General features: G+C 63.8%; 24 protein-coding genes. 6 read left to right on the forward strand and 18 right to left on the reverse strand.

The window, feature by feature from the left end:
• Position 1: 1 nt before the first annotated feature.
• From ACN9M3_RS00400 to ACN9M3_RS00410, 3 genes are all read right to left on the reverse strand, one after another.
• A complete protein-coding gene (locus ACN9M3_RS00400) occupies positions 2–1,048 on the reverse strand; it encodes a hypothetical protein (RefSeq protein WP_426166492.1) in 1,047 nt (348 codons plus the stop codon).
• Positions 1,049–1,102: 54 nt separating this feature from the next.
• Positions 1,103–1,708, reverse strand: coding sequence for a 2-hydroxychromene-2-carboxylate isomerase (locus ACN9M3_RS00405; protein WP_426166494.1), 606 nt, complete (start codon positions 1,706–1,708; stop codon positions 1,103–1,105).
• A gap of 203 nt (positions 1,709–1,911) precedes the next feature.
• Positions 1,912–2,529, reverse strand: coding sequence for a TetR/AcrR family transcriptional regulator (locus ACN9M3_RS00410; RefSeq protein WP_426319871.1), 618 nt, complete (start codon positions 2,527–2,529; stop codon positions 1,912–1,914).
• A 121-nt stretch (positions 2,530–2,650) separates the two neighbouring features.
• Here ACN9M3_RS00410 and ACN9M3_RS00415 point away from each other — a divergent pair, with 121 nt between their 5' ends.
• Positions 2,651–5,191, forward strand: coding sequence for a kelch repeat-containing protein (locus ACN9M3_RS00415; protein WP_426319873.1), 2,541 nt, complete (start codon positions 2,651–2,653; stop codon positions 5,189–5,191).
• Here ACN9M3_RS00415 and ACN9M3_RS00420 read toward each other — a convergent pair.
• Together ACN9M3_RS00420 and ACN9M3_RS00425 are read right to left on the reverse strand one after the other, a co-directional pair.
• Complete coding sequence (locus tag ACN9M3_RS00420) at positions 5,185–5,673, reverse strand: GNAT family N-acetyltransferase (RefSeq protein ID WP_426166500.1); 489 nt, start codon at positions 5,671–5,673, stop codon at positions 5,185–5,187. The two genes, ACN9M3_RS00415 and ACN9M3_RS00420, sit on opposite strands and share 7 nt — an antisense overlap.
• 20 nt (positions 5,674–5,693) lie before the next feature.
• The gene (locus ACN9M3_RS00425) at positions 5,694–6,140 is read right to left on the reverse strand and encodes a GNAT family N-acetyltransferase (RefSeq protein WP_426319875.1); all 447 of its coding nucleotides are present in this window, start codon (positions 6,138–6,140) and stop codon (positions 5,694–5,696) included.
• A 292-nt stretch (positions 6,141–6,432) separates the two neighbouring features.
• Between ACN9M3_RS00425 and ACN9M3_RS00430 the strand changes: the two genes are divergently transcribed.
• Positions 6,433–7,227: a DUF6624 domain-containing protein gene (locus tag ACN9M3_RS00430; protein ID WP_426166504.1), complete on the forward strand. Its 795-nt coding sequence runs from the start codon at positions 6,433–6,435 to the stop codon at positions 7,225–7,227.
• Here ACN9M3_RS00430 and ACN9M3_RS00435 read toward each other — a convergent pair whose 3' ends face one another.
• From ACN9M3_RS00435 to ACN9M3_RS00455, 5 genes are all read right to left on the reverse strand, one after another.
• Positions 7,228–9,027, reverse strand: coding sequence for a DUF2201 family putative metallopeptidase (locus ACN9M3_RS00435; RefSeq protein ID WP_426319878.1), 1,800 nt, complete (start codon positions 9,025–9,027; stop codon positions 7,228–7,230). It lies immediately after the preceding gene.
• A complete protein-coding gene (locus ACN9M3_RS00440) occupies positions 9,024–10,097 on the reverse strand; it encodes an AAA family ATPase (RefSeq protein ID WP_426166508.1) in 1,074 nt (357 codons plus the stop codon). The genes ACN9M3_RS00435 and ACN9M3_RS00440 overlap by 4 nt, the downstream gene beginning before the upstream one ends.
• Before the next feature lie 4 nt (positions 10,098–10,101).
• Positions 10,102–10,248, reverse strand: a complete 147-nt coding sequence (locus ACN9M3_RS00445; protein ID WP_200951750.1) for a hypothetical protein — start codon at positions 10,246–10,248, stop codon at positions 10,102–10,104.
• Between the two features lie 3 nt (positions 10,249–10,251).
• Entirely contained in the window at positions 10,252–11,460 is a 1,209-nt protein-coding gene (locus ACN9M3_RS00450; RefSeq protein ID WP_426166511.1) for an RtcB family protein, read from the reverse strand.
• Between the two features lie 258 nt (positions 11,461–11,718).
• Positions 11,719–12,234, reverse strand: a complete 516-nt coding sequence (locus tag ACN9M3_RS00455; RefSeq protein WP_426166513.1) for a hypothetical protein — start codon at positions 12,232–12,234, stop codon at positions 11,719–11,721.
• Positions 12,235–12,327: 93 nt separating this feature from the next.
• Between ACN9M3_RS00455 and ACN9M3_RS00460 the strand changes: the two genes are divergently transcribed.
• On the forward strand, positions 12,328–12,807 hold the full coding sequence (locus ACN9M3_RS00460; RefSeq protein ID WP_426166515.1) for a hypothetical protein: 480 nt from the start codon (positions 12,328–12,330) through the stop codon (positions 12,805–12,807).
• A 45-nt stretch (positions 12,808–12,852) separates the two neighbouring features.
• Here the strand turns inward: ACN9M3_RS00460 and ACN9M3_RS00465 are convergent, their stop codons facing one another.
• Entirely contained in the window at positions 12,853–14,715 is a 1,863-nt protein-coding gene (locus tag ACN9M3_RS00465; RefSeq protein ID WP_426166517.1) for a phosphoenolpyruvate carboxykinase (GTP), read from the reverse strand.
• Positions 14,716–15,074: 359 nt separating this feature from the next.
• On the opposite strand from ACN9M3_RS00465, the gene ACN9M3_RS00470 reads away from it, so the two are divergent.
• Positions 15,075–16,025 (forward strand): D-2-hydroxyacid dehydrogenase family protein, encoded by a 951-nt coding sequence (locus tag ACN9M3_RS00470; protein ID WP_426319881.1) that lies wholly within the window; start codon positions 15,075–15,077, stop codon positions 16,023–16,025.
• Between the two features lie 51 nt (positions 16,026–16,076).
• Here the strand turns inward: ACN9M3_RS00470 and ACN9M3_RS00475 are convergent, their stop codons facing one another.
• Positions 16,077–16,853, reverse strand: coding sequence for an L-asparaginase (locus tag ACN9M3_RS00475; RefSeq protein WP_426319883.1), 777 nt, complete (start codon positions 16,851–16,853; stop codon positions 16,077–16,079).
• 115 nt (positions 16,854–16,968) lie between these two features.
• Here ACN9M3_RS00475 and ACN9M3_RS00480 point away from each other — a divergent pair, with 115 nt between their 5' ends.
• On the forward strand, positions 16,969–17,454 hold the full coding sequence (locus ACN9M3_RS00480) for an asparaginase domain-containing protein (protein ID WP_426166523.1): 486 nt from the start codon (positions 16,969–16,971) through the stop codon (positions 17,452–17,454).
• Between the two features lies 1 nt (position 17,455).
• Here the strand turns inward: ACN9M3_RS00480 and dsbD are convergent, their stop codons facing one another.
• The gene (gene dsbD / locus ACN9M3_RS00485) at positions 17,456–18,916 is read right to left on the reverse strand and encodes a protein-disulfide reductase DsbD (protein ID WP_426319885.1); all 1,461 of its coding nucleotides are present in this window, start codon (positions 18,914–18,916) and stop codon (positions 17,456–17,458) included.
• On the reverse strand, positions 18,913–19,911 hold the full coding sequence (locus ACN9M3_RS00490; RefSeq protein WP_426166527.1) for a TlpA family protein disulfide reductase: 999 nt from the start codon (positions 19,909–19,911) through the stop codon (positions 18,913–18,915). The genes dsbD and ACN9M3_RS00490 overlap by 4 nt, the downstream gene beginning before the upstream one ends.
• Positions 19,912–19,989: 78 nt before the next feature.
• Between ACN9M3_RS00490 and ACN9M3_RS00495 the strand changes: the two genes are divergently transcribed.
• Complete coding sequence (locus ACN9M3_RS00495; RefSeq protein ID WP_426166529.1) at positions 19,990–21,417, forward strand: PLP-dependent aminotransferase family protein; 1,428 nt, start codon at positions 19,990–19,992, stop codon at positions 21,415–21,417.
• 7 nt (positions 21,418–21,424) lie between these two features.
• Here ACN9M3_RS00495 and ACN9M3_RS00500 read toward each other — a convergent pair whose 3' ends face one another.
• The 4 genes from ACN9M3_RS00500 to dinB are packed head-to-tail and all read right to left on the reverse strand — an operon-like array spanning position 21,425 to position 24,926.
• Entirely contained in the window at positions 21,425–22,321 is an 897-nt protein-coding gene (locus ACN9M3_RS00500; RefSeq protein ID WP_130316447.1) for a recombination-associated protein RdgC, read from the reverse strand.
• Between the two features lie 56 nt (positions 22,322–22,377).
• A complete protein-coding gene (locus ACN9M3_RS00505; RefSeq protein WP_426319888.1) occupies positions 22,378–23,040 on the reverse strand; it encodes a hypothetical protein in 663 nt (220 codons plus the stop codon).
• Complete coding sequence (locus ACN9M3_RS00510) at positions 23,028–23,720, reverse strand: hypothetical protein (RefSeq protein ID WP_426166533.1); 693 nt, start codon at positions 23,718–23,720, stop codon at positions 23,028–23,030. Before ACN9M3_RS00510 ends, ACN9M3_RS00505 begins: the two co-directional genes overlap by 13 nt.
• Positions 23,721–23,774: 54 nt before the next feature.
• Entirely contained in the window at positions 23,775–24,926 is a 1,152-nt protein-coding gene (gene dinB / locus ACN9M3_RS00515) for a DNA polymerase IV (RefSeq protein ID WP_426319891.1), read from the reverse strand.
• Between the last annotated feature and the right edge of the window lie 76 nt (positions 24,927–25,002).

The raw sequence follows: 25,002 nt of genomic DNA on the forward strand, positions 1-25,002 counted from the left end.
ATCAGGGGGATGACTTGATGGGCGGCAGGCGCAACACCTTGCCGTTCTCGCGCAGGAAGACCACGATCCCGCCGTCGCTCAAAGGTGCCAGGATGGGAATATAGGTATGGGGCAAGCGCCTGATCGAAACAAGGCGCTGCGCCGCCGGGTCGAACCATTGGACGGAACTGTCGTTGGCGGTCACCAGCTGATCGTGATCGCCGAAGTTGGCATAGCTGCCGCCGATGCCCATCCGGGCGCCAGCGTCCGCGATCGAAATCCATGCTGCCTTGCGCGCATCCCAGCGGAGCGGCCAGTCGCTGTGATCGGGCACAGCGACCAGCGTCCCGCCCGGCAGGAGTCGGCGCTGGAATCCTCGCGATGCGTCCTTGGCATATTCCTTCGGCGGCGACGCCATCGTCCAGTTGCAGCTGGCAGTGTCGAAGCTGAGCGGGATGGCCGGCGCCGGCCCGAGTTCCACATCATCGACCTTGCCCCGGACGCCGGCTGCCAGCAATGCTGCGCGTGTGGCCGGCGACACCGGCTCCTGCTTCAGCGCTCCTCCGCTGACGCGCAGCAGCATGGCGCGGCTTGGCGCAGGCTGGCCCCCCTCCTCCTTACCGGTTCGCATGCACGCCAGCGCCAGTTGCGGATCGATGGAAATGAGCCGCCGCATGACCGTGCCAAGGGGCAGCACCAGCGGCGGCGCAAAGCTGCGCGATTCCGGGTTCCACCAGGCCAGCGAGGCGAAAGGCTGGTCGGTATCGTCGGTGTGCGAACCGCCGGCGACCACCGTGCCATTCCCAAGCCTGCTCCAGCTTCCTTCGATCGAGGTATGGCGAGGCCAGCCCTTTGCCGCCGCCATCTGCCGCGTGAGCGCATTCCACACCGCGAAAGCCTTATCCGTCAGCAGCAGGAAGTCGTCATTGCCAAGCGTGACGACGTCCGGGTTCAATTTGTTGGGCCAGTCGATCACTGCGTACGGCGGCTCGTCGGCCTGCGGCGCCGCCATGGCCGGATGTGCCATCGCTGCAAGCGCCATCGCATAGGCGAGATGTTTGAGGTTCATGCGGGCAAGCATAGACAAACTGCCCGCTAAAGTCACGCTTCCGTCACGCCCCCCTCACGCTGCGCGACGCGACGCTGCCAGCCAGCGCTCCAGGTGCGGGAAGCGGTCGTAGCCCCAGAACGGCTCGCCGTCCGCCAGCACGAAGGGCACGCCGAACACGCCCTTGGCCAGCGCATCCTCATTGCCCTGCTTGAACTGGGCCTTGATCGCCGGGTCTTCCATGCCCCCCAGGAAGGCCGAGCCGTCGATGCCCTGGCTTTCCGCTATCCCCAGCAGCACCGCCTTGTCGGCGATGTCCACGCCGTCGGCATAATAGGCCTGGAAGCAGGTGCGGGCAAACGACACCGCCGCATCGTCGCCATGGTTGGCGCGCACCCACAGCATGGCCCTTCCCGGCGCCATCAGCATTTGCGGGAAGGCGCTGGAAGGATTGAAGGGGATCGCCTCATCCTGCGCCGTGCGCTGCATGTCGCGCGTGACGTACTTCCATTTGACCGGCACCACCGGCGACGGCAGCACGCCGGTCACCTGGGTCAGCGCCGGCAGCAGCACAGGATGCCAGCGCACAGTGGCGCCGTTGGCTGCCGCCAGCCATTCGATGCGGCGGGCGGCAAAGTAGGAATAGCCCGAGGCAAAATCAAAGTAGAAGTCGAGGACCATGGCCGCTCCTTAGTAGTTTTCGCCAAAATCGTTATTGTTCTTCGGCAATCCGCGCAGGATGCCCCACAGGCTGCTGTGGCTCATGAAGTAGATGCCGACCGGCACCAGCAAAAGCAGGAATCGCATGTTCTTTCCCCAATTTCGCACACCCGTGCGAAGTCAAGTTAAAAAAAGGCCGCAGGCGAACCCGCGGCAACCCAAAATCACAAATCGTTGAAACTCTTGTACGTCGAAATCAGGCGGTTGAAAGCACGCTGCGCATGGCGCGGCGACTGCTCGTCACGCAGGAAGCGGGCATCGTGCAGCAGGCCCACTACCAGGCTGTAAATCTCGAACACCAGTTGCTCGGGTTCGGTGTCCGGCCGCAGCTGGCCGGCTTCCATCGCCTGCAGGATGGTCTTGCGCAGCGAGGCGCGCCAGGCCAGCGCGCCTTGCGCCAGGCGGTCGCGCACCGCACTGCCTTCGTAATCGTCGAACTCGAAAGCGCCCGCCGTGTACAGGCAGGATGTGCGCAGCGCCTCGTCGGCCGCGCGCTGGAACCAGGCCGCGACCTGGGCCTGCAAGCGCGGCAGGCCGCGCGGCAGGGACAGCGACGGCATGAAGACTTCGGCCGCGAAGCGGCGGTCATATTCGTCCAGCACCGCGCATTGCAGCTGCTCGAGCGAACCGACGCGCGAAAACACCCCGCTCTTGCTGATGCCGGTGCGCTTGGCGATCTCGCCCAGCGACAGCTTGCCGATGCCTTCCGCCGCGGCCATTTCCATGGCGGCGCCGAGGATGGTGGCGAAGGTCGCTTCGCTTTTTGCGGTCAAGGTGTCCATGGGTCAAACTTTAGCACACATGTGCGAAATGTCAAACCTGAATATTTCCTTGTTTTTTTTGATTGACTATTTCGCAAATATGAATAGAGTTGTGCCCGGGAAATATCTGAGGAGAAAAGCTTTGTACCCAACCCCACTGCGCCAACTCGCAGCAGCCGCCCTGCTGGCCTGCGCTACCCTGTCCGCCCAAGCCCAGGTTTCGACCGGCAACATGACCGTGCCGCGCATGCTGCACCAGGCAAGCGCCCTGCCCGACGGCCGCATCCTGCTGACTGGCGGCGTGTCCACGCCCGGCGCCCCGATTTACGCCAGCACCGAAATCTATGATCCTGTCACCGGCCAGTTCACGCCTGCCGCGCCAATGCTGACTGCCCGCCGCGAGCATGCCTCAGTCACGCTGCAGGATGGCCGCATCCTGGTTGCCGGCGGCATGACGCCGGCGGGCGCCTACACCAACACCGCCGAAATCTACGACCCTGCGACCGGCCAATGGACCGCCGCCGGCAACATGAACTCCATGCGCTTTCGCACCATCGCGCGCCTGCTGCCTGATGGCCGGGTGATGGTGATGGGCAAGGACGGCTATTCCACCGGCGGGTATGCCGATATCTTCAATCCCGCTACCGGTACTTTCAGCAAAACCGGCAACTTTGTCGAGAACTCAGGCTGGCACGGCCTGGTAGTGCTGGCCGACGGCCGCGTGATGAAGGTTGGGGGCGAGGCCAGTACGGCACCTGCTCCTTATGCTCCGTACAGCACCCGGGCTGAGATCTGGGACCCTGCCAGCAATCAATGGAGCGCCACGGGCCCGATGTCCATCGGGCGCTCAACCATCGAACCGGTGCTGCTGGCGGACGGCAAGGTCCTGGTGGCCGGCGGCCGCAATACGATGTCCCAGCGCAGCACTGAAATCTACGATCCGGCCACCGGCGCCTTCACTCCGGGCCCCGAGATGCCGGCCGATCTCGAGCCGCAGACTGCCACCGTGCTGCCGAACGCGGATATCGTCTACACCGCAGGCTATAACCGTCAACTCATGCGCTACAACGCCGCCAGCGGTACCTGGAACCTGAGCGGCCCGCAACGCATCCGCAAGCGCGACCTGAGCGTATCGCGCCTGCCCGACGGCAACGTGCTGCTTGCCGGCGGAGCCGAACAAAACGACTCCACGGCATATGCCGCAATCTGGGACCAGGCCTGCTCCAGCCAGTTGACGACCGTGCCGGTGCGCACGCAGAACGTCGGCGGCGATGCAGGAACGGTCAGCTTTACCGTCAATGCAGCACCCGGCTGCCGTTTCGAGGCGGCGAACCTGCCAGACTGGCTGTCCGTTGACGGCGCCAATCCACAGCAAATGCCGTCCGGCGGCTCATTCGCAATGACGTTCAAGACCACCGCCAACTTGAGCGGCGCATCGCGCACCGCATCGTTCTTGCTGGCGAATGAGACCGTCTCCGTCACGCAGGTGGCGTCGGCCAGTTGCCCATCGGCGCCCGTCGTATCGCCGGCCACGACGACTGTCAGCGGCTCCGGCGGCACCGGATCGCTCAGCGTCTTTGCAGCCGCCAATTGCCCGTGGAACGTGGTCTCCATGCCCAGCTTTGTCACCGCCACCGGAGCGACCAGTGGCAGCGGCAACGGCAGCATCGCCTACTCGGTTGCCCCTAATCCGGATACCACGGCCTCGCGCAGCGGCTCCGGCCAGGTGGCGTCGATGGGGTATGCCACGACGTTCACCTTCACCCAGGACGCGCGCAAGCTCTGCCCGACGCCGCCGGTCATCAGCTTGAGCAACGCATCGTTTACTACCGCCGGCGGCAGCACGACGGGCACCATCACCGCCGCGCCGACTTGCAAATGGGCCCTGGCCGTGCCGGTCACCTGGGTCAGCGTAACATCCGGTTCTTCGGGTACCGGCAACGGCAGCTTCAGTCTCAATATCGCGCCCAACACCGGCGCCGCGCGCAGCGACTACATGTCCGCCACCACGCCCGATGGCGTTGGCATCGCCAAACTGAGCCAGGCCGGTTCTGCATGCGCCACCTGGAGCGTCACGCCGGCCAGCAGCAGCTTCCCGGCAAAAGGCAGCAGTGGCAACTTCACGATAGCGGCGCCAGCCAGCTGCAACTGGAGCTTGTCCGGCGTGCCAAGCTGGATGAGCATCACCAGCGCCATCAGCGGCACCGGGAACGGCAGCATCACCTACTCGGTCAGCGCCAATCCCGGCGAGGCGCGCAGTGCCACCGCAACCCTCAGCGGCAGCGGCCTGACGCTGCCGCTGAGCCTGAACCAGCAGGGCTCGACCCAGTCCACCGCCTGCAGCAAATGGATCGTCAGCGGCGAGCCGGCAAATGGCAACCTGCAGTCATCGACCTGCCCGGCCGGCGCACGCGGCACCGGTTACTACACTGACCGCTACACCTTCGGCGTCTTGCCAGGCCGGGTAGTGACGATCACCCTGAGCTCGTCGAGCTTCGATACCTACCTCTACCTGCGTGACGGCGCCGGCAATATCATCAGCTCCGACGACGATAGCGGTGGCGGCACCAATTCGCGCATCAGCTACACGCTGCCGGCGGGTGCATGGGGCAACTACACCATCGAGGCGACCAGCTACTACTCCGGCCGGTCCGGCGCCTACACCCTGAACTTCACTCAGTAAGGATCGGGACTCCAGACGGCGTACATCTCGCCGTCTTCCTCTACGCCCGCCTCGATGAAGCTGCAGGCGGCGTAGAGATCCTTCGCCACGGCGTTGTCCGGACGGTAGCTGGTCCAGATGCGCTGCACGTCGCCGTGCTTCTGGATCTCGGCCAGCGCCAATTCGACCGCGCGGCGGCCGTGGCCCCTGCCCTGGAAGCGGCGGTCCACCATCAGGTGGTAGATCGCGTAATCGCCCGCTTCATCCTCGGCGCCGGGCGCGGCGTACATCAGGAAGCCCACCACGCCGTCCTTGTCGGCGATGGCGCGGCAGTGATAGTTCGGGTGGAAGCTGGCTTCCGCAATCGCATACATGGTGGCTGCCGCGTGGTCCTGCTGGTATTCATGCAGTTCCAGCTCGGCGATGTCGGCGAAATTTTCCTTGGTGACCACGTGCAGGTTGGTCGTAATCCATTTCCTCAGGAAGCGTTGATATGGTCTCATTCATGACTCCTTCTTCTTCGTTACAGCTCTAATACTGCGTTCATTTCGCCGTCCTCGTCGAAGTCGGTTTCGACGAAGCCCATGCTGGCGTAAAGATCCTTGGCCCTGGTGTTGTCGGGCTGGTAGCTGATCCAGACCTTGCGCACGCCGCCGCGCGCCCGGATCTCGGCCAGCGCCGCCTGCAGCGCCTTGCGGCCGTAACCCTTGCCTTGGTGGAGGATGTCCACCATCAGGCGCCACACGCCGAATTCGCCGGGCTGGCCTTCCAGTTCCAGGTCCACATACATCAGGAAGCCAAGCAATTCCTCGCCCGCATAGATGGCGCGCGCCTGCATCTGCGGGTAGAAGCTGGCCTGCGCAATCGAGTAGGCATTGCTGGCAATGTAGTCGCGCTGATGGTCCAGCAGCCGCAAGTCGGTGATGTCGTCGAAGTTCTGTCGGGTGACAGCTTTGAGTTGGATCTCCATGATTCCTTTCCTCCTTGCGCCGGGGACCAAAAAACAAAAACCCCGGCAAGTTTCCTCGCCGGGGTTTGTCGTCGGACGTCCGGCTCGGGGTGGCAATTTGCCAGTGCCCCGAGCGCACGCGCATCAGGGCTATCTGGTGTGCTTAATGCAGGTGATAGCGAAATTGCGCATGGCCGTCCTTTCTTGATCTGGGTTATACAACTAACGAGCGCTGATTCTGCGCTCTGCGCGAATGTGGTGTCAAGAAAAACTTTGTATAAATACTCACCTTGTGTTCTTGTACAGGACAGCAATGCGCTTGATGCTCAGCCTGGTACGCCAGGCCGCCACGCGTGCTCCATTGTTCGCACAGGTTTGCTACCGTAGGTACATGATGAGCATCTACAAGCTTGCGCTACCGTTGCTGCTGGCCTGCCAAGGGCTTGCCAATGCCGCCGAGCCAAGCCGCATCAGCGTGCAGACGCTGGCGGCGGGCAAGGAGGTCGCACGCATCATGCTGCCCATCGGCCAGCAGCATACGGTGCAGGTGGAGGCCAACCAGGTCGAGCAGGACCACCGCGGCTCCACGCATGCGCGCGGCAATGTGCGCGTGACCATCCGTACCGGCGGCGCAGCCACGACCATCCTTGGCGAAGAAATCATCATCAAGCGCAAGGTGCTCGATGCCCGCGAGCTGGCCGCCATCCGGGCGCTGGAAGGCATGGGTGCACCCGGCAAGCGCGATGCGGCGCGCGACCGCAAGGAACTGGCGCGCCTGAAGACCATCGTCGCTTCCCACGGCTGGCCGGGCACGCGCTTCGCCGGGCCCGAGCTGTCCCAGAATGCATTCACCGTCCTGATGCGCGTGCCCGAGAAGGAACTGGAAGCCCTGCTACCGGACTTGCGCGAGGCCCAGGCGGAGAATGACGTGCCGGGCTCGCAACTGGCGCAAGCCGAGGACAGGCTGCGTGTCGCCAAAGGACTGCCGCAACGCTACGGCACCCAGCTCGCCAGCGGCAAGCCGGTCGTGATCGAAGACGAAAGCGGACTCGACATCCGCCGCAAGATGATGGGGCTGCCGCCAATGCCCGCCTCTTCCGGCCAGTAGCTATTCCGTCATGTAGAAGACTTCCCCGCGCGGGACAAACGGCAAGCGGCGTCCGTCGGCCAGCAGGTAGGCGTGGTCCATGCGCGTCTCGAGCTTGTCCTCGCACCAGCCGTCCGTCACTACCAGCACCGGGCCGTGCGCCGGCAGCTCGCCTCGGTGCGCCAGGTCGCGCAGGTGATCGAAGCCCGGCTGCAGCACCGTTCCGCCGCGTCCGCGCAAGGTGAAGCGGTCCAGCAGGTTATCCGGTTCGACCCAGCCGCAGTCGTAGGCCGCGGCGTCGCAGCACACCAGGCGCACGGCAATGACGTCGCGCGCCATCGCATAGCTGGCGATGGCGCCAAGCGCCTTGCCCAGCATGGTAGGCTCCATCGAACCCGAAGTATCGAGCAGCACGCCGAAGACGCGGCTCTTGCGTTCTTCCTCGGGCGGCTTGCACAGCGAAGGCCGCGGAATATCCGGCGTCGCTCCCTGCCGGCGCGAAGGCCGCGCATAGCTGCGCCGCAGCTCCAGCGGAGGGAACCTTTCGTCGAACCAGTGCGCGAGCCGGGCGTCCCACGGAATCGGCGGCTGCGCCAGGCTGCGGATCTCCTCCAGCAGGCCAGCCGGAACGGTGCCGCGCGCGCCCTCATATTCCCAGCGGTCCATGCCTTGCGCGAGTGCGCGGCGGCAGTATTCCTCCGCGTCCGTAAACTGGGCGCCGCTGTCCTCGCCCAGCAAATCCGGCTGCCCAACGCCGCGCATCGTAGCCAGCTTGCGTGCACGGCGAATATCGCGCGCCAGGCCGTCATAGATTTCATCTGCGGATTGTCCTGCCAGTGCAGCGTCGTACAGCATGCCGATGGCGGGCGCCGCACCAACCTGCATCTCGACCAGCCAGCCATTAATCGCGAAATCGCAGGCGACATTCCACAACACCGGATCACGCCCGCGGCGACGCGACGCGTGGTTGAGGCCAGCGTGCAGCAACTCATGGGCCAGCACGAACAACGTTTCGTCGTCATTCAGGCCGGCCGCCGGATTGATCCAGATGCGGCGGGCGCCGACATCGATGGCGGCAACGCGAATATCGTACTGCTGGCAAATCCGGATATCGTTCTCCAGGTCGAAGCTCGCTGCCAGGGCGCCTAGCAAAGGATAGCAATCCATCATGCGGCGCCGTGCGCGGTGCTCGCGGCTGTGCGGCCTGGCCGCCTGTTCGACAGTTGCGCCGCCCGCGATGGCAAGCGCCCTGCCGACGCCGCGCGCAATCCCATCTGCCAGCAATTCATGCCACGGCTTGTGGCGCTTCCAGGGCATCGCCTTCTCGTCGAGCGAGGTGAACACCGACCCAGTGCCGGCAATGTCCGCGTGCCAGGCCAGCAGCGGCGCGGGACAGCCGCCGCTGCAAAAGCGCTGCAGCAAGGTTTCCACGCCGGCGTCCTCGCATTCGGGCAAACGCCATTCTTCCGGCAATTCGCCCAGCTTGAGTTCAGCGCAAAAACGCGATGCAGACACCAGCGCTGCCAGCTCCCACAGCAGCGCCGGTTCACGGCGCCGCACCAGGCCCAGTCCAAGGCAGGACAGCGCGATGCCGATCACGCGCGCCCATTCGTCCGGCTGCGCGCGCCGCTTCGGATGCAGCCAAAGTGTGCCGCCGGGCGACACGGCAAGCCATCCGCCGGACGGCACGAACTGGTGCGTCGCATCGGTGTGAAATTCCGCCTGGGCCGCGATAGCGCCCAGCACCGGATGCGCCCGCACATGGGCAATCCCGGCCTGGCGCGCGGACGCGGCCGGATCGGGCTTCCTGTCCCTGCTCATGCAGTCTCCTTCTGGCTGCGGCCGGCCAGTCGTGGCAGGTCGCGTGCCACTTCGACCAGGAACCACGCAGGCAAGCGGCGGCCCTGGGCATCTTCGCCGAGCAGCGATTGCGCGATCTCGACGCTGATACGCGCCAGGTCGCGCAACATATCCTTGGCGCGGATCGACAAGGCATGGTGCGCGCTGCGCACTGCCGATTCCTCTTCCGGCAGCTCCTTCACCAAATGGGCGCGGAAGGATTGCGCGAGGAAGTACAGCACGTCCCGATCCGCCGGTGCATCCGGCCAGTGCTGGTCGCCCTTGATAATCGCATGCAGGCCATGCTTGTGCCGCAGCTGCTTGAGAAAGCCCTTGAAGTTGCCAGCGTGATTGGGCGACAACAAGCCATAGGCCAGCGCATCCACCAACTCCTCGCCGGAACCTTCGCCGAAGGAATGCAGCGCGTCCGACAGCATGTGCCAGCTGCGCGGCGTCGAGAACGGCTCTTCGTGTTTCGGCGGCTCGCTCCACAGATGATCGGGACGCAGCTGGATGTACTCCAGCACCCAGGGATGGATGCCGCCCTCGCCGCTTGCCCATTCCAGCCACTGGCGGTGGTCGGAGCGCAAGTGGATATGGACCATGCGGTTCACCAGTGCCGACGGCATCGGCTTGACGATGGCCGCATCCTTGGCGCGGTTGCCGGCGCCGATCACGATGGTTCCTTTCGGCAGGCTGTATTCGCCGATGCGCTGGTCCAGGATCAGCGAATAGAATGCCTTCTGGATCTCGTGCGACGAAGCATTCAGTTCGTCCAGGAACAGGACGAAGGGCTCATCACGCACGATGTTTGCAGGAGGGAAGAAGCGCGAGCACTTGCCGTCGATCTGCGGAATGCCCAGCAAATCTTCCGGCGCAAGCTGGCTGCCGAGCAGGGAGACGCACTCCATGCCGACGGCTTCCGCAAAGCGGCGCACCAGGGCGCTCTTGCCGATGCCCGGCGGGCCCCACATGAATACCGGGCGGGTGATCGCAACGTGCAGCAGGAAGTCAATCGCCTGCTGTTGGTTCAACATGATTGCCGATTGCATGCGCTCACTCCTCCCGTTCCAACTGGCGGCGCAGTTGCTGCTTCAGCGCGCGCCGCGATTGTTCGACGCGCTGGTGGCCGCCGGCCTTGCGCTGGCGCGCCAGCACGGCCAGCGGGTTGCGCGGCTTGGGTAGTTTGATGGTTACCTTCATGATTTATCCTTTCACGCACACGACTTGCTTCAGCGTGTGCACGATTTCGACGAGGTCGGACTGGTGCGCCATGACCTGGTCAATGTCTTTGTAGGCGGCGGGGATTTCATCCACCACGCCGCCATCCTTGCGGCATTCGATGCCCTGCGTCTGTTCGGCCAGGTCGAAGCGGTTGAATTTGCGTTTCGCTTCGCTGCGGCTCATGCGTCGTCCGGCGCCGTGCGAGCAGGAGCAGAACGATTCCTCGTTGCCCTTGCCGCGCACGATGTAGCTGCGGGCACCCATGCTGCCCGGGATGATCCCCAGCTCGCCTTCGCGCGCCGAGATGGCTCCCTTGCGGGTGACGTACAGCTTGTGGCCGAAGTGCGATTCCTGCGCCACGTAGTTGTGGTGGCAGTTGATCGCCTCGCCGTCGAGCTTGAACGGCGGGACGTGCGGCTCCAGCGCCGCCACCACGCGGCGCATCATTTCGCGCCGGTTCAGCATGGCGTAGTCCTGGGCCCAGTCGACTGCTTCCACATAGTCGTCGAACAGTTCCGAACCTTCGCTGAAGTAGGACAGGTCGCGGTCCGGCAAGTTCACCTTATGGCGCATCATTTCCTTGCGTGCAGCGGAAATGAAGTAGCGCCCGATGACATTGCCGATGCCGCGCGAGCCCGAATGCAGCATGATCCAGACGCGCTGCTCTTCATCGATGCACAGCTCGATGAAGTGATTGCCGCCGCCCAGGGTGCCAAGCTGGCAGATCCAGGTCTGCGCGAACTTGTGCTGCATCTTCATGATGCCCTTGTGGCGCGCCACGATGCGGTCCAGGCGGTCGTTCAGCGGACGTCCGACGCGGGCGTGGGCGGAGCCGCGCACCTTGTCGAAAGCGTGCTGCTCGAAGCCGACCGGCACCAGCGTTTCGATCGCGCTGCGCACGCGCGCCAGGTTGTCGGGCAGCTGGCTCGCGGTCAGCGTCGTGCGCACGGCATTCATGCCGCAGCCGATGTCGACCCCGACAGCGGCGGGAATGATGGCGCCGCGCGTCGGGATCACGCTGCCGACGGTTGCGCCGATGCCGGCGTGTACGTCGGGCATGGCCGCCACGTGCGGATGCACGATCGGCAGGTTCGCAATATTCAGCAGTTGCTGGATGGCCGAATGATCAATGTCATCCGTATAGATGTGCACAGGCACCAGGCCTTTGTGCAGGCTTTGCTTAATTGGCATAACGTCTTTCGTTATGCCGGGGCTGTAGAAACAAAAACCCCGGCGAGTTTCCTGGCCGGGGTTCGTGTTGGAAGAACGACCGGCTCGGGTGGCTTGATTGCCTGCCCCGAGCGCTCGCGCTGCGGGGCTATCTCATTTGCAGATTGTGGATAGCCGTACGTGGCATGGTCGTCCTTTCGAAAATGGGGTTGGTAAAAAATCAGTGGACGCGATTCTGCGCCCATTACAAATCACATGTCAAGAAAAACTTTCAGAGCTTCAATCGAGGCTGATGTTTTTCTCGGCTGCCACCTTGGCAAGCTTGGCGATCAGCAGCTCCCATGCGGCACTCGCGGCCCCATCCAGTTTTTGCAGCTTGTCGATAGCATCGTATCCCATAAGGCACGCAGCCCTATCCCTTGCAACCTTATCATTCCCTGCCACGATGTCGACTCCCTCCAGCGCATACAGCTGCACCTTCAAATCGGTGGCCGCCTTCTTCCGCACAGCCTCCGCCTCTTTGGCCTCCTGGTCCAGGATCGCGAAATTCATTACCTGCAGGGAGGCTTCTTGCGGAGTCCAGGCACCTGCATTGATTAACCTGGCTTTGATAGCGTCAATTCTCTTCGTATATTGCTTCTCACGGTCGGTCATGGCAGTACCTGCAGCCATGAACTCTTTCTGGAATCCTGACACGTATGCCTTGGCGTGAGCAGCATTCTCGCAATCCTGCTTGGCGGCAAACGCCTGCATGTTCAGCGCCGCGATTGCCGCAGCAACAAATGCCTTCTTCATCGTTTTTTCTTCTTCATATTTACATTGCAGTTTCAACAAATTTCACGGAAGCTTATTGGGAATCAGGTACCTGGTCAACTATCGGGATGTTGAATGAAGATTCGCAGTATTGTGTCTACTGGCGCGCTTTTCATCGCGTGTTCAACTGCCAGCGCGGGAAGCCTGGTCAAGGCTTATGCCGACAAGGCGAGGAATGTGCACGTCGTGACTGCGTCGGGCAAAGACATCAAGCTGACGACGGACCGAAGGGCAGATGATGTCCGGCTCGCTCCCGACGGCGAGTCTGCAGCCTGGCTCGTGCTTGCGTATTTCGCCGCGGATGGCAGGCGATGGCCCACCGAGCTGCATGTCTATCACGGCGGCCGCACGCGCTCCTCCAAGTGCGGAATGATCATTCGCGAATACTGGTTCTGGAAGAACGGCACGCACGTTGCCACCGATTGCGGAGGCCTGCATTTCTCCGGGATCGAAACGCTGTACGATGTGCGCACCATGAAAGAGGTCGACAGCTTCGACCAGGCCGAGGTTCCGGTTGAGCAGCGACCTGAATGGTCGAACGCGAGCAGGGAATAAAAAAACGCGCCCCGTGAGGCGCGTTTTTTTTGGAAGCGGTAAAGCTTAGCCGTTCAGGCGCTGCTCCAGCTTGGCCATATTGTCCTTCAGCTCTTGCGGCAGGTGGTATGCCAGCTTCTCGAACAATTCAGCGTGCAGCTTCAGCTCCGCGCGCCATGCATCCTTGTCGATCGAGGTGATGGTCTCGAACTCCTCGGCGGTGAATGGCAGGCCGTCCCACGAGATGTCGCCGTAGCGTGGGGTGGTGCCGAAGATGTTCTCGACGCCGCCGCCGGTGCCTTCAACGCGCTCCAGCATCCACTTCAGCACGCGCATATTGTCGCCGAAGCCAGGCCATACGAAATGGCCGTTTTCGTCGGTGCGGAACCAGTTGACGCAGAAGATCTTAGGCAGGGTGGCGCCCTTGCCTTCCAGGCGCTTGCCCATGTCCAGCCAGTGCTGGAAGTAGTCGCTCATGTTGTAGCCCATGAACGGCAGCATGGCGAACGGGTCGCGGCGCACCACGCCCTGCTGGCCGGCGGCTGCAGCGGTGGTTTCGGAGCCCATGGTCGCAGCCATGTACACGCCTTCGATCCAGTCGCGCGCTTCGGTCACCAGAGGCACGGTGGTGGAACGGCGGCCGCCGAAGATGAAGGCGGAGATCGGCACGCCGGCTGGATCGTCCCAGGCCGGGTCGATCACCGGGTTCTGGGTTGCGGCCACGGTGAAGCGCGCGTTCGGGTGCGATGCCTTGGTGCCGGACGCCGGGGTCCAGTCCTTGCCTTGCCAGTCGACCAGGTGCGCAGGCGCCTCCTTGGTCAGGCCTTCCCACCAGATATCGCCGTCGTCGGTCAGCGCGACGTTGGTGAAGATGGTGTTCTCGTTCAGGCAGGACATGCAGTTCGAGTTGGTCTTGGTGTTGGTGCCAGGAGCCACGCCGAAGTAACCCGCTTCAGGGTTGATCGCGTACAGGCGGCCATCCTTGCCCGGCTTGATCCAGGCGATGTCGTCGCCGATGGTGGTGACTTTCCAGCCGTCGAAGGTCTTCGGCGGGATCAGCATGGCGAAGTTGGTCTTGCCGCAAGCCGAAGGGAAGGCAGCGGCAACGTAATGCTTCTTGCCTTCCGGGGATTCAACGCCCAGGATCAGCATGTGTTCTGCCAGCCAGCCCTCGCCGCCGTTCTTGGCGTCGTTGTAGCCCATGGTGGAAGCGATGCGCAGCGCGAAGCACTTCTTGCCCAGCAGCGCATTGCCGCCGTAGCCGGAACCGTAGGACCAGATCTCGCGGGTCTCAGGGAAGTGCACGATGTACTTGGTGGCGTTGCATGGCCAAGGCACATCTTTTTCGCCGGCAGCCAGCGGCTTGCCGACAGTGTGGATCGCAGGCACGAACTCGCCATCGGTACCCAGCACGTCGTACACGGCCTTGCCCATGCGGGTCATGGTGCGCATGTTGACGGCGACGTATGGGGAATCGGACAGTTCCACGCCGATGTGGGCGATCGGCGAGCCCAGCGGGCCCATCGAGAACGGCACCACGTACATGGTGCGGCCGGCCATGCAGCCATCGAACAGGCCGTTCAGGGTGCCGCGCATTTCCTGCGGGTCCATCCAGTTGTTGGTCGGGCCGGCCGCTTCCTTGGTCTGCGAGCAGATGAAGGTGCGGTCTTCAACGCGGGCGACGTCGGTTGGGTCGGAGCAAGCCAGGTAGGAGTTTGGACGCTTTGCTTCGTTCAGCTTTTTCATGGTGCCGGCGGCAACCATTTCAGCGCACAGGCGGTCGTACTCTTCCTGCGAGCCGTCGCACCAGTAGATGCGAGCCGGCTTGGTCAATGCGGCGACTTCCGCCACCCAATTGATCAGCTTTTGCTGTTTGATGTAAGCTGGTGCGTTCATGGTTACAACGCCTCCCATAACGGGCTGATTCATAGTACCTCCAATGCCAATAAAGAATTCTGTCTTGTCCCGGCACGGCAGGAATCGTCGTCAGCTGATAGCTTGCGCGGAAGAATTGATACTTCGGCGAAATACGGCGGTTCTGTCGATGCGCCCGATAACTCGAGGGCGCGAGCGCCAGGCGGGGGTGTGCCCGGTCGCTGGAACATATGCTGCTGGAGCCAGCCTGGCTTACCCGGCCGGGCTCCTTGAATTTGGCCGATTGTACACCTGCGATCCCGCGCTTCCGACAAAAATGTAGGAATATTGCCCGACTAATGTAGTAGGCTATTCCAGATATTCACAAACCTGTTATTTCCCTACCATTTTCATCACAAAATCTGCTAACTGACATGAAAATTGCGATTCTCGATGATTACCAGGATGCAACTCGTGGCCTGGAATGCTTCAAGCTCCTGGATGGCCACGAGGTCAAGGTTTTCAACAATTCCGTGAAGGGCATGGGCCAGCTGGTGGCCCGCCTGGCGCCGTACGAGGCGCTGGTGTTGATCCGCGAGCGCACTGCGTTCAACCGCGCTTTACTGTCCAGGCTTCCTAACCTGAAAGTGATTTCGCAGACCGGCAAGGTCAGTGGACATGTCGACATGGAAGCTTGCCGCGAACTTGGCATCACGGTCCTGGAAGGCGTAGGTTCGCCGACTGCGCCCGCGGAATTGACGTGGGCGCTGGTGATGGCAGCGCGGCGCAAATTGTTCCAATACGCCGGCAAGCTGCGCGACGGACAATGGCAGCAGGTATCGATCAGCCATGAGCACAACACGCTGGGCCTGGTGCTGGCGGGCAGCACGATGGCGATCTGGGGTTACGGCAAGATTGGCAAGCTGGTAGCGGGTTATGCCAAGGCGTTTGGCATGCGCGTGATTGTCTGGGGCAGCGACGCTAGCCGCGCAGCAGCCAAGGCCGACGGCTACGAAGCCGCCGCATCGCGTGAAGCCTTCTTTGGCGAAGCGGATGTCTTGTCGCTGCACCTGCGCCTGGCCGAAGGCACACGCGGCATCGTCACGGCCGAAGACCTGGCGCACATGAAGCGCGACGCGCTGTTCGTCAACGTGAGCCGCGCCGAGCTGGTTGCGGCTGGCGCGCTGGAAGAAGCACTCAAGGCCGGCCATCCCGGCTATGCCGCACTGGACGTGTTCGAAACCGAACCGCTGCCGGAAAATTCACCGCTGCTGCGCATGCCGAACGTGCTGTGCACACCGCACCTCGGCTACGTCGAGCAAGCCAGCTACGAGCTCTACTTCCGCAACGCCTTCCAGAACCTGGTCAACCACCTCAACGGCTGAGCCCGTGTCACACCATGGGGTCACACCCCAGAAGTGACACGAGCTGAAGCATTACACGGCTGTGTCCGTGTCACAGTTGGGGTGTGACCCCAAGGTGTGACACGGGCTCGGCAGTGGCATGGTGTGGACCTTGGTCCAGAGGCCGGCCCAGCCGGGGGGCCAGGTGATCGGTTCGCCGCTGTAGGGCGGGAGGTTGGCGCGGACGGGCACCACCGGGACTGCGGGCATGTCACTTAACGGGCCGCCGTTCGGGCGCTGCATGTCGAGGCTGTACATGTAGCCGGGGAGCAGGGCGTCGCACACGCGCGCGAACCATTCGGTGTGGTCTTCGTCGCGGCCAAGCGCTTGCGCCAGTCCTTGCGGGTCGAATCTGGCCAGGGCGTGCACCAGTTCTTCCGTCGTGGCGCCGGGCTGGTCGCCCCAGCCCATCACGGGGTTGAAGATGTAGTCGGCGCCGGAGCCGTACCAGCCTTCGCGCCAGGAACGCTGCATCCAGTCGCGCGGACCGGTAAACAAGTGCCAGCGCCAGTGCAGGCCGGATGGCTTGGGCCAGGAGTACAGGTATAACTTCTGGTAGCCGGCCTTGTGCAACTCGCGCACTACCGCCATCAGCCGCGCGTGCGGCATGCGGTCGGGCGGGGCGCGGCGGAACAGGATTGCTTCGCCGTCGGCAAACTGCACTTCGTCGGTGGAGAGGTTCAGGTCGAGCGTGCGCGATTCATTGCCAAACCGGGCGGAAATCCAGCCGGTCAGCAAATTGACAGCCGTGATGACGCCATAGCCGCGGTAGCGGTGGAAAATCACGGTTCCTGGTGCGAGCGCTTTCATGTTCTGGCCGGGCAAAAAACCCAGTGTAGTCAACTGTTCGGCGGAATGCCAGCCGGAAGTGGCAAACTTTTTCGGCTATCATGCACGCCATTCATCGATTTCATTTTAATTCATCATGACCCTGCGCATCATTGCTACCGGCGGCACTTTCGACAAGCACTACAACGAACTGAATGGCACCCTGGCTTTCACCGAAAGTCACCTGCCTGCCGCGATCAAGCGCGCCCGCATCACCACCCCTTGCGAGCTGGAAGTCGTGTCGCTGCTCGATTCGCTGGACATGGTCGATGCCGACCGCCAGCGCGTTCTGGCCGCCTGCCAAGCCGCTTCGGAAAAAGCCATCGTGATTGTGCACGGCACCGATACCATGCCGCAGACCGCCGCCGTCCTGGGCCCGGCGATCAAGGACAAGACCATTGTCTTCACCGGCGCCATGATCCCTTACGAGATCGATAATTCCGACGCCTTCTTCAACATGGGCTTTGCCTGCGGCGTGGCGCAGGTGCTGCCGCCCGGCGTGTACGTGGCAATGAACGGCCAGATTTTCGCCTGGGATAACGTGCAGAAAAACAAAGCGGCCGGTGTATTCCAGCCGCTCTGATTCATTTGAGTTTCGCCAGCGTTTGCTGGAAGCGCGCGGCGTCCTGGTAGCCGATTACGCGCGCTAGTTCCTTGCCCTCGCCATCGAACAGGATGATGGCGGGCGGCCCAAACAGGCCATAGCGTTTCAACAGGGCCTTGTCTTCATTGCTGTTGGAGGTTACGTCGGCCTGCAGCAGCACCGCCCCTTCCAGCGCGGCCTTCACCGGCGCCGCGCTGAAAGTGAACTTTTCCATTTCCTTGCATGAGACGCACCAGTCGGCATAGAAGTCGAGCATGACAGGGCGGCCTTTCGCCAGTTCCGCTTCGAGTTGCTGCACGTTGGCGACCTGCTTGAACGGCAGCGCCGAGACGTGGCGGTTCGGCAGCAGCGGCAACGCCATCCACGCGGCCAGCGCCAGCAGCATGACGCCGAAGCCACGCTTGACCCACACCATCCACGAACCTGCACGCGGCAGCAGGCTGCCTGCTGACACTCCGACCAGCACCAGCGGCACGCTCATGCCTGCCGCCATTGCGAACAGCGCACTGCCGCCGACCAGCACGTCGCGCGTCTGGCTGATGTAGACCAGCGCTCCCGCCAGCGGCGCGGCCACGCAAGGGCCGACCATCAGCGCGGAGACGGCGCCCATGCCGAACACGCCGGCCAGCTTGCCGGCCGTGCGGCGGTTGGCGCTGTCGGCCAGGCGCGATTGCAGGACTGCCGGCAACTGCAGCTCGTAAACACCGAACATCGACAGCGCCAGCGCGGACAGCAGCAAGGCGAACCCACCGATCACCCATGGCCTCTGCAAAGAAGCCGCGAGCCCTTCGCCCGCCAGCCCGGCCGCAATGCCAAAGCCGGTGTACACCAGCGCCATGCCCAGCGAGTAGGCACCCGACAGCAATAGCCCGCGCTTGCGGCTTGGCCTGGCGCTGTCGCCCACGATGATAGAGGACAGGATGGGAACCATCGGCAGCACGCAGGGCGTAAATGCCAGGCCAAGGCCGAGCAGCAGGAACAGCGGCACGATTTTCAGCAATTGGCCGCCTTGCAGCGTTTGCGCCAGCGGCGCAGCCGCTTCCAGCGTAACCCCGGAATCCATCGGCGAATAGCACAGGCCGGCGTCGGCGCAGCCCTGGCTCGTCACGCGCAGCACGAAAGGGCCTTCGCCCTGAACCGGCACGCGCACGGTGACGCGGTGGCGGTAAGTCTCCACTTCCTTGCCGAAGGTCTGGTCGAACTTCACTTTACCTGGCGGCAGTTGGGGGGCGTCCACCTTGGCGCCGTCCGCGCTGAAACGGAAACGGTCGCGGTACATGTAGTAGCCGTCTGCGATGTCGAAACTGACTTCGGCAGTGCCGCCATCGGCCATGCGCGCCGAGAAGCGGAAGGCGGCCTCCGGCTCGAGAAAATCCTGCGCCACCGCCCGTGCCAGCCCGAGTACGGCGAGCAGCAGCGCCAACAAAATGCGCCGCATCATTGCACCTGCAAGGCTTGCACTGCCTGCGCCAGGCCGCGGTCATCAGGCCCCATCACGCGTGCTACGCGGCCCTGGCGGTCCAGCAGGACAATGCTGGGAATCTGGCGCACGCTGAAGGCGTTGAACAGCGCCCCATCCTTGTCCAGACGCATCGCCATGCGCGACTTTTTGCTGCGTGCGAACTCGGCGACTTCCTTGTCCGACGACCAGACCGGCGATGCGACGGCAAGCCATTCGACGCCGGGTGTCGCAGCCAGCGCTTCTGCCTCTTCGCGCACCCGCTGGCACGCTTGTGCTGTCGCAGGGCGGCTTTCGCGCAGGTAGGACTCGCACCATGGCGAGAAGAACATCAGCGCGCGTGGTTTGCCCTGTGCGGCCGGCAGCGGCAGTCCTTGCGCGACATCGCCGACTTTGAACGCGGCGCGCGCCGGGGCGGCTTGCGGCGCCAGGGCCACCGGACTGGCTGCCGCACTTTCGCTCACTGCGCGCTGCAGCGCTTTCTCGAGATCCTTGTCATGCAAATGGCCGATATGCTGGATGCGGCCATCGCGGCCAATCACGATGTGCTGCGGCGTGACGCGCAGGTTGAGGCTGGCCGCCAGCGAACCGTCATCGATAACGATTGGCATGTGCAAGCCATGTTGGGCGCGGTAGCTCTTCACTTCCGTTTCGGTGTCGCTATACCCCGCGTTGACCGCGACCACGGCGAGCTTGTCTCCGTACTGCTGGAAGGACTTCTCGAATGCGGGCATCTGCTCGCGGCAAGGCACGCACCAGGTGGCCCAGAATTTGAGGTAGACCGGCTTCTTGCCGTAGTAAGAGGCGAGGTCGATGCGCTGGCCGTCGATGGTTTGCAGCACGGCGGCGGGACCCGGCTGCCCGATCAGGGCCTTGCCGGCCAGTTTGGCCCGGCTGGCGCCGCTGCCGGCTTCGTCGGCATGGGCGGGGACGGTGGAAAGGCACACTAGAAGTGCTGCGATCAATGGCTTGAACATGATGGCTTTCGTGGATTGGATGAATCCATGGTACCTTTGGCTTGGGCCACCAAAAAGACGCAAGAATGCACTAAATTTATGTACCATTCCCTGAACCTCGCCATCGACCGCCAAGCCGCTGCCACGCTGGCGGACCAGATCTTCCTCGGCCTGCGCGGCGCGATCGGCGACGGGCGCCTGGCGCCGCAAGCCCGCCTGCCGTCCTGGCATGACCTGGCCGCACAATTGGGGGTGGCGCGCGGCACCGTGCGGCAGGCTTATGAACGGCTGCGCGATGAGCAGCTGGTCTACACCGCCGGCGCGGCCGGCACTTTCGTTTGTGCGGGCGGCACGATGGCAGGCGGAGGAAGGCCAGGCAGCGAAGCGGCACGCGTGGCGCCAGGCGCAGCAGCGCTGGAAGTGGTGCAAGCCTTTCCCGGAAGGGCTGTCAGCACCAACCCCTTCCAGGTTGGGGTGCCGGCGCAGGACGCCTTTCCCTTCAAGACCTGGTCGCGGGTGATGGGGAGGGCGGCACGCACGGCGGCTGCGATGCCGCTCTCCTATCCCGACCCGCGTGGCGAATATGCGCTGCGCGCCGAAATCGCGGCATACCTGTGCATGGCGCGCGGCCTCGATTGCACACCCGGGCAGGTGCTGGTCTGCAACGGCTATGCTGGCGCGCTTGGGCTGGTACTGCGCGCGCTTGAGTTGAAAGGCGAACAGGCGTGGATCGAGCAGCCGGGCTACATGGCCACACGCGACGCACTAGCGGCGGCGGGATTGCAGCTGGTACCCGTCCCCGTCGATCCGGAAGGAATGGATGTCGCGGCTGGCATGCAAAGGGCGCCACGTGCCAGGCTGGCGGTGGTGACGCCGGGCCAGCAAGCGCCCCTCGGCGTGACCTTGTCGCTGCGCCGGCGCCAGGCCTTGCTGGAATGGGCTGCGCAGGCAGGCGCCTGGATCATCGAGGACGATTACCTGGGCGAATTGCAGCCGCAAGGCCGCGCCGCGCCTGCGCTGGCTTCACAGGACCGCAATGGCCGCGTGCTGCACCTTGGCACCTTCAGCAAGACGCTGACGCCATCCCTGCGGGTCGGTTTCCTGGTAGCGCCGCCGGAACTGGCGGACCTGCTGGCGCAAACGGCTTCCACTTGCGGCAGCGCTCCGCCGCCGGTTGTGCAACTGGCAGTGGCGGAATTCCTGCATAGCGGCGCCTACCTGCGCCACCTGCGCCATATGAAGCGTCTGTACCAGGAACGCAGGAGCGCACTGGGCGCGGCGCTGGAAAGACTTGGCGCAATCCATGCGCCGGCAGCACTGGGCGTGCTGCTGCAATTGCCTGCGAATGTCAACGATGTGGAAGTCGCTGCGCGAGCGCGCAGCCTGGGCATGGCGCCATCCGCCTTGTCGGGATGGTATGCCGGGGCACAACCCGTCAGTGGCGGACTGCTACTTGGCGTGACCAACGTGCCCGAGGACAAAGCCCCGGGCTATTGCGAGCGCCTGCTGGCGCTCACGCGGGGATAGCGAAAACTCAGGCCTTCGCTTCGCCGCCTAGGGCGTCGACCACGTCCTGCAGCAGCTTGGACAGTTCGCCGGTCATCAGCATGAAGTCGCCGTCGAAGCGTTCCTCGTCGTTGCGGGTCACGGCGTCGTTTTCCTTCATCACATCCAGCGGCTTGACGCTCTTGATGGCCAGCGCTTCGGTCAGCACGAAGCTGATCTTGCTGTCCCAGGTCATGGCCAGGCGGGTGCACTGCTTGCCGGCCGCGATGTGGCGGCGTACTTCTTCCGGCTCCAGGGTGTGGCGCACGTAGCGCACGGCTGCCTTGCTCTCGCCGGTGGCGCGCAGTTCGGTGTCCATGTCGACGGTGAAGCCGGCTGGCGCTTCGTCATCCTGCAGCCAGGCAGTCATCACGCCCACCGGGGAACGCTGCACGCGCAGGCTTTCGATCGGCATGCGGTCGACAGCTTTCAGCAGGTGCTTGATGACGTCGTCGGCTTTGGCCGGGCTGGCGGCATCGACCACCAGCCAGCCGTTGACCGGGTCGATCCAGCACCATGTGTTGCTGCGGATGGTGAAGGCGCGCGGCAGCAGTTCGTCGTGCACGCGTTCCTTGAGTTCTTTCATGGCTTTTTTGCCAGGAGCGAAGCCTTGCTGCTCTTCCATTTCGGCCGCGCGCGCCTTGGCAACCTGGTTGACCACGGTCGATGGCAGCAGCTTTTTCTCGGTGCCCAGCACCATCAGCATCTGCTTGTTGACAACGTGCACCAGGCCGCCGTTTGGACGCGGCTTGTCCCAGCCCTGGCGCATCAGCTCATTGCTGCTGGCAGGCGAGAAGGACTGCGACTGGAGGGCTTCTTCGAGTTGTTCTGGAGTAAATGCCCAAGGGGCAGGCAGGCGGTAAACCTGGAGATTCTTGAACCACATAAACGTTATCGACCTTGATCAGCTTTTTCCACGGGAACGACATTTTACATGGGTCCTCATGGGCAAGTCATGACCTTTGTCTTGTTCCCGTCACGGCCGGGGTCTTGTCCCCGTGCGCCGACCAGGTTGGTGTACTCGCAATACTGCTGATTCCCCCTGCGGTAGCGCTTCATGGTCACGCCGTCGCCCAGGTCGGAAGTCTGTTCCAGCACCCATTCCCTGGTTTGCGCCTTGGCGATTGCCATCCCAAGCTTGGTGTCCGGCAGGATGATTGTTGCAAATTTATTCAGGCTTTCCTTGCGGAGCTGGCGGTCGACGCCGGCGGCCAGCTTGCGATTTTTCTCGAGCAGCGTCTCCGCCAGTGGCGCCGGCTTGGCAAACGGGTCGTCGTTGACGGTGGCTGGCACGGTAACGGCTTCTGCTACCGGCGCCGCAGTCTCGGAAGCTGCCGGCGCGGTCGCTGTGCTGACCACCGGCGGCGGCGGTGCAGCGCGCCGGACGGTAGCAACCGGCGCCGCCGGTGCGGCCACGGCAGGCGGGCGCCTGGGCAATTCCCTCGGTGCTTGCAGGTAGACCAGTTCCGTTTCGCGCTGGACGCTGGCCTGCCGTACATAGGGCATGCCGCGCCAGCACAGGAAGAGCGCTGCGTGCACCAGCGCGATGGCGGCCAGCCAGGCCTGGCGCCTGCGGGGCTCGAAGGGCAGGCTCATTTGGGACATTTGACCAGGCGGGCTTTCGAGCCCTTGCGGAAGACATCGTGGCCGCCGGTCCCGATATGGTCGACCTCTTCGCACACCATTTTCCCGCGCAACATATAGCGCTTGTGCACGATGCCGTTCGCGCCGGCGAAACTCTCCGGCGCGAATGGTTTGGGCGGAGGGGCACCGGTGATGGAAAGCGTCGCGGCCTTGTCCTCGTCCACGACGGTGGCATATTTGTTCAGGCTCTCCTTGCGCAACTGGCGGTCGATGCTGGCGGCCGACTTGCGGGTCTTTTCAAGCAAGGATTCGTCGCGCACCGCCGGTTTGGCAAATGGGTCGGCCGGCAAGCTGGCGGGCGCTGGCAGGGTGATCGACTGCGGCATTGCCTCTGCGGAAGCGGGCAGTGCATCCGGACTGACCGCTTCGCTGGCAACCGGAGGCGGTGCAGGGCGGGCCTGGACGGCCGCTGTGTGCTGCGCGGTCGGCTGCACGCGCGGTGGTCGCGGGGGCAATTCGGCCGAACGGTGACGAATGGCTTGCGGCAGCTTCAGCAAGATCAGTTCGCCTTCCGGCTGCCCGGCCAATTCCTGCGCCTGCCGCGCGACAGGGCGCCAGGCCATCAGCACGGCCAGATGGCCGAAGGCGATAAGCACCAGCCAGGCGCGCCGTGCCGGGCGATGAACAGCGTTGGCTTGCATAGGTAATCCGGGTTTGCAGCCGGACTCAGCATGCCAGCTCGCGCGGGAAAGGTATCATAAATTAGCAAAAAGATCACCTTGCGCCGGCTGGGCCCTGGCAGCCTCGTCCAGCGTGCAGAGGGCCGACATGCGCACGCCGAGCAGGCGCAGCCGGTCGTCCAGCGGCACGCGGCGCAGGCATTCGCCGGCAGCGCGGCGGATGGCGGCGGCATCGGCCGTGGGCGAAGGCAGGGTCAGGTCGCGCGTCACCGTGCGGAAGTCGGCATAGCGCAGCTTGATACCCACCGTGCGGCCGGCGTAGCGCTTGCGCGCCAGGTCCTCGGCCACCTTCTGGCACAGGCGGGTGAAGATTTCGGACAGCTCGGCGCGGTCGCGCTTGACGTGCAGGTCGCGCGAGAAGGTGGTTTCGCGGCTGACGCCTTTCGGCTCGCTGCGCGTGGCGACGGCGCGCTCGTCGCGGCCATGAGAAATGCGCTGCAGCCATTCCGCGTAGTTGAGGCCGAAGTGTTCCTGCAACAGGGCTGGGTCGGCCGCAGCCAACTGGCCGACGGTGTCGATGCCGAGCGCGACCAGCTTTTTCTCCGCCTTGGGGCCGATGCCGTTCACCTTGCGCACCGGCAGCGGCCAGATACGGGCCGGGACGTCGTCGTAGCCGACCACGGTCAGGCCGTTGGGCTTTTCCAGGTCGGAGCAGATCTTGGCCAGCAGCTTGTTGGGCGCCACGCCTATCGAGCACGACAGCCCGGTGGCAGCGCGCACCGCATCCTTGATGCGCTGGGCCAGCTCACGCGTTTCGCCCTCCACCTCGGTCAGGTCGATATAGATTTCATCGATGCCGCGGTCTTCGATCTGTGGCGCGATGCTGGCCACGGCCGCCTTGAACAGGCGCGAATACTTGCGGTAGGAATCGAAATCCACCGGCAGCAGGATGGCGTCCGGCGCCAGGGCAGCCGCCTTCATCGTGCCCATGGCGGAAAAGACGCCCAGCGCCCGCGCTTCATAGGTGGAGGTGGTGATCACGCCGCGGCCCACGTAGTCGCGCAGGCGGGAGAATTCGCGGGTGCCGTCCGGCAGTTCGCGCGGCTGGTGGCGACCGCCGCCGCCAATCACCACCGGCAGGCCGCGCAATTCCGGATAGCGCAGCAGCTCCACGGACGCGTAAAAGGCATCCATGTCGAGGTGGGCAATGCGGCGGGGCCAGTCCATAACAAATAGTCGAGTTCGCTAGTGATACTGTAATTATATACAGCATTTTGAGCAAGGTGCCCGGCGGATATACTGC

It is taken from the genome of Pseudoduganella sp. R-43 (assembly GCF_049913255.1).
Classification (GTDB): domain Bacteria; phylum Pseudomonadota; class Gammaproteobacteria; order Burkholderiales; family Burkholderiaceae_D; genus Rugamonas.

Coding starts and splice junctions, on each gene's coding strand:
- ACN9M3_RS00400 (WP_426166492.1), bottom strand. CDS start 1,048: ATGAACCTCAAACATCTCGCCTATGCGATGGCGCTTGCAGCGATGGCA.
- ACN9M3_RS00405 (WP_426166494.1), bottom strand. CDS start 1,708: ATGGTCCTCGACTTCTACTTTGATTTTGCCTCGGGCTATTCCTACTTT.
- ACN9M3_RS00410 (WP_426319871.1), bottom strand. CDS start 2,529: ATGGACACCTTGACCGCAAAAAGCGAAGCGACCTTCGCCACCATCCTC.
- ACN9M3_RS00420 (WP_426166500.1), bottom strand. CDS start 5,673: ATGAGACCATATCAACGCTTCCTGAGGAAATGGATTACGACCAACCTG.
- ACN9M3_RS00425 (WP_426319875.1), bottom strand. CDS start 6,140: ATGGAGATCCAACTCAAAGCTGTCACCCGACAGAACTTCGACGACATC.
- ACN9M3_RS00430 (WP_426166504.1), top strand. CDS start 6,433: ATGCGCTTGATGCTCAGCCTGGTACGCCAGGCCGCCACGCGTGCTCCA.
- ACN9M3_RS00435 (WP_426319878.1), bottom strand. CDS start 9,027: ATGAGCAGGGACAGGAAGCCCGATCCGGCCGCGTCCGCGCGCCAGGCC.
- ACN9M3_RS00440 (WP_426166508.1), bottom strand. CDS start 10,097: ATGCAATCGGCAATCATGTTGAACCAACAGCAGGCGATTGACTTCCTG.
- ACN9M3_RS00445 (WP_200951750.1), bottom strand. CDS start 10,248: ATGAAGGTAACCATCAAACTACCCAAGCCGCGCAACCCGCTGGCCGTG.
- ACN9M3_RS00450 (WP_426166511.1), bottom strand. CDS start 11,460: ATGCCAATTAAGCAAAGCCTGCACAAAGGCCTGGTGCCTGTGCACATC.
- ACN9M3_RS00455 (WP_426166513.1), bottom strand. CDS start 12,234: ATGAAGAAGGCATTTGTTGCTGCGGCAATCGCGGCGCTGAACATGCAG.
- ACN9M3_RS00460 (WP_426166515.1), top strand. CDS start 12,328: ATGAAGATTCGCAGTATTGTGTCTACTGGCGCGCTTTTCATCGCGTGT.
- ACN9M3_RS00465 (WP_426166517.1), bottom strand. CDS start 14,715: ATGAATCAGCCCGTTATGGGAGGCGTTGTAACCATGAACGCACCAGCT.
- ACN9M3_RS00470 (WP_426319881.1), top strand. CDS start 15,075: ATGAAAATTGCGATTCTCGATGATTACCAGGATGCAACTCGTGGCCTG.
- ACN9M3_RS00475 (WP_426319883.1), bottom strand. CDS start 16,853: ATGAAAGCGCTCGCACCAGGAACCGTGATTTTCCACCGCTACCGCGGC.
- ACN9M3_RS00480 (WP_426166523.1), top strand. CDS start 16,969: ATGACCCTGCGCATCATTGCTACCGGCGGCACTTTCGACAAGCACTAC.
- dsbD (WP_426319885.1), bottom strand. CDS start 18,916: ATGATGCGGCGCATTTTGTTGGCGCTGCTGCTCGCCGTACTCGGGCTG.
- ACN9M3_RS00490 (WP_426166527.1), bottom strand. CDS start 19,911: ATGTTCAAGCCATTGATCGCAGCACTTCTAGTGTGCCTTTCCACCGTC.
- ACN9M3_RS00495 (WP_426166529.1), top strand. CDS start 19,990: ATGTACCATTCCCTGAACCTCGCCATCGACCGCCAAGCCGCTGCCACG.
- ACN9M3_RS00500 (WP_130316447.1), bottom strand. CDS start 22,321: ATGTGGTTCAAGAATCTCCAGGTTTACCGCCTGCCTGCCCCTTGGGCA.
- ACN9M3_RS00505 (WP_426319888.1), bottom strand. CDS start 23,040: ATGTCCCAAATGAGCCTGCCCTTCGAGCCCCGCAGGCGCCAGGCCTGG.
- ACN9M3_RS00510 (WP_426166533.1), bottom strand. CDS start 23,720: ATGCAAGCCAACGCTGTTCATCGCCCGGCACGGCGCGCCTGGCTGGTG.
- dinB (WP_426319891.1), bottom strand. CDS start 24,926: ATGGACTGGCCCCGCCGCATTGCCCACCTCGACATGGATGCCTTTTAC.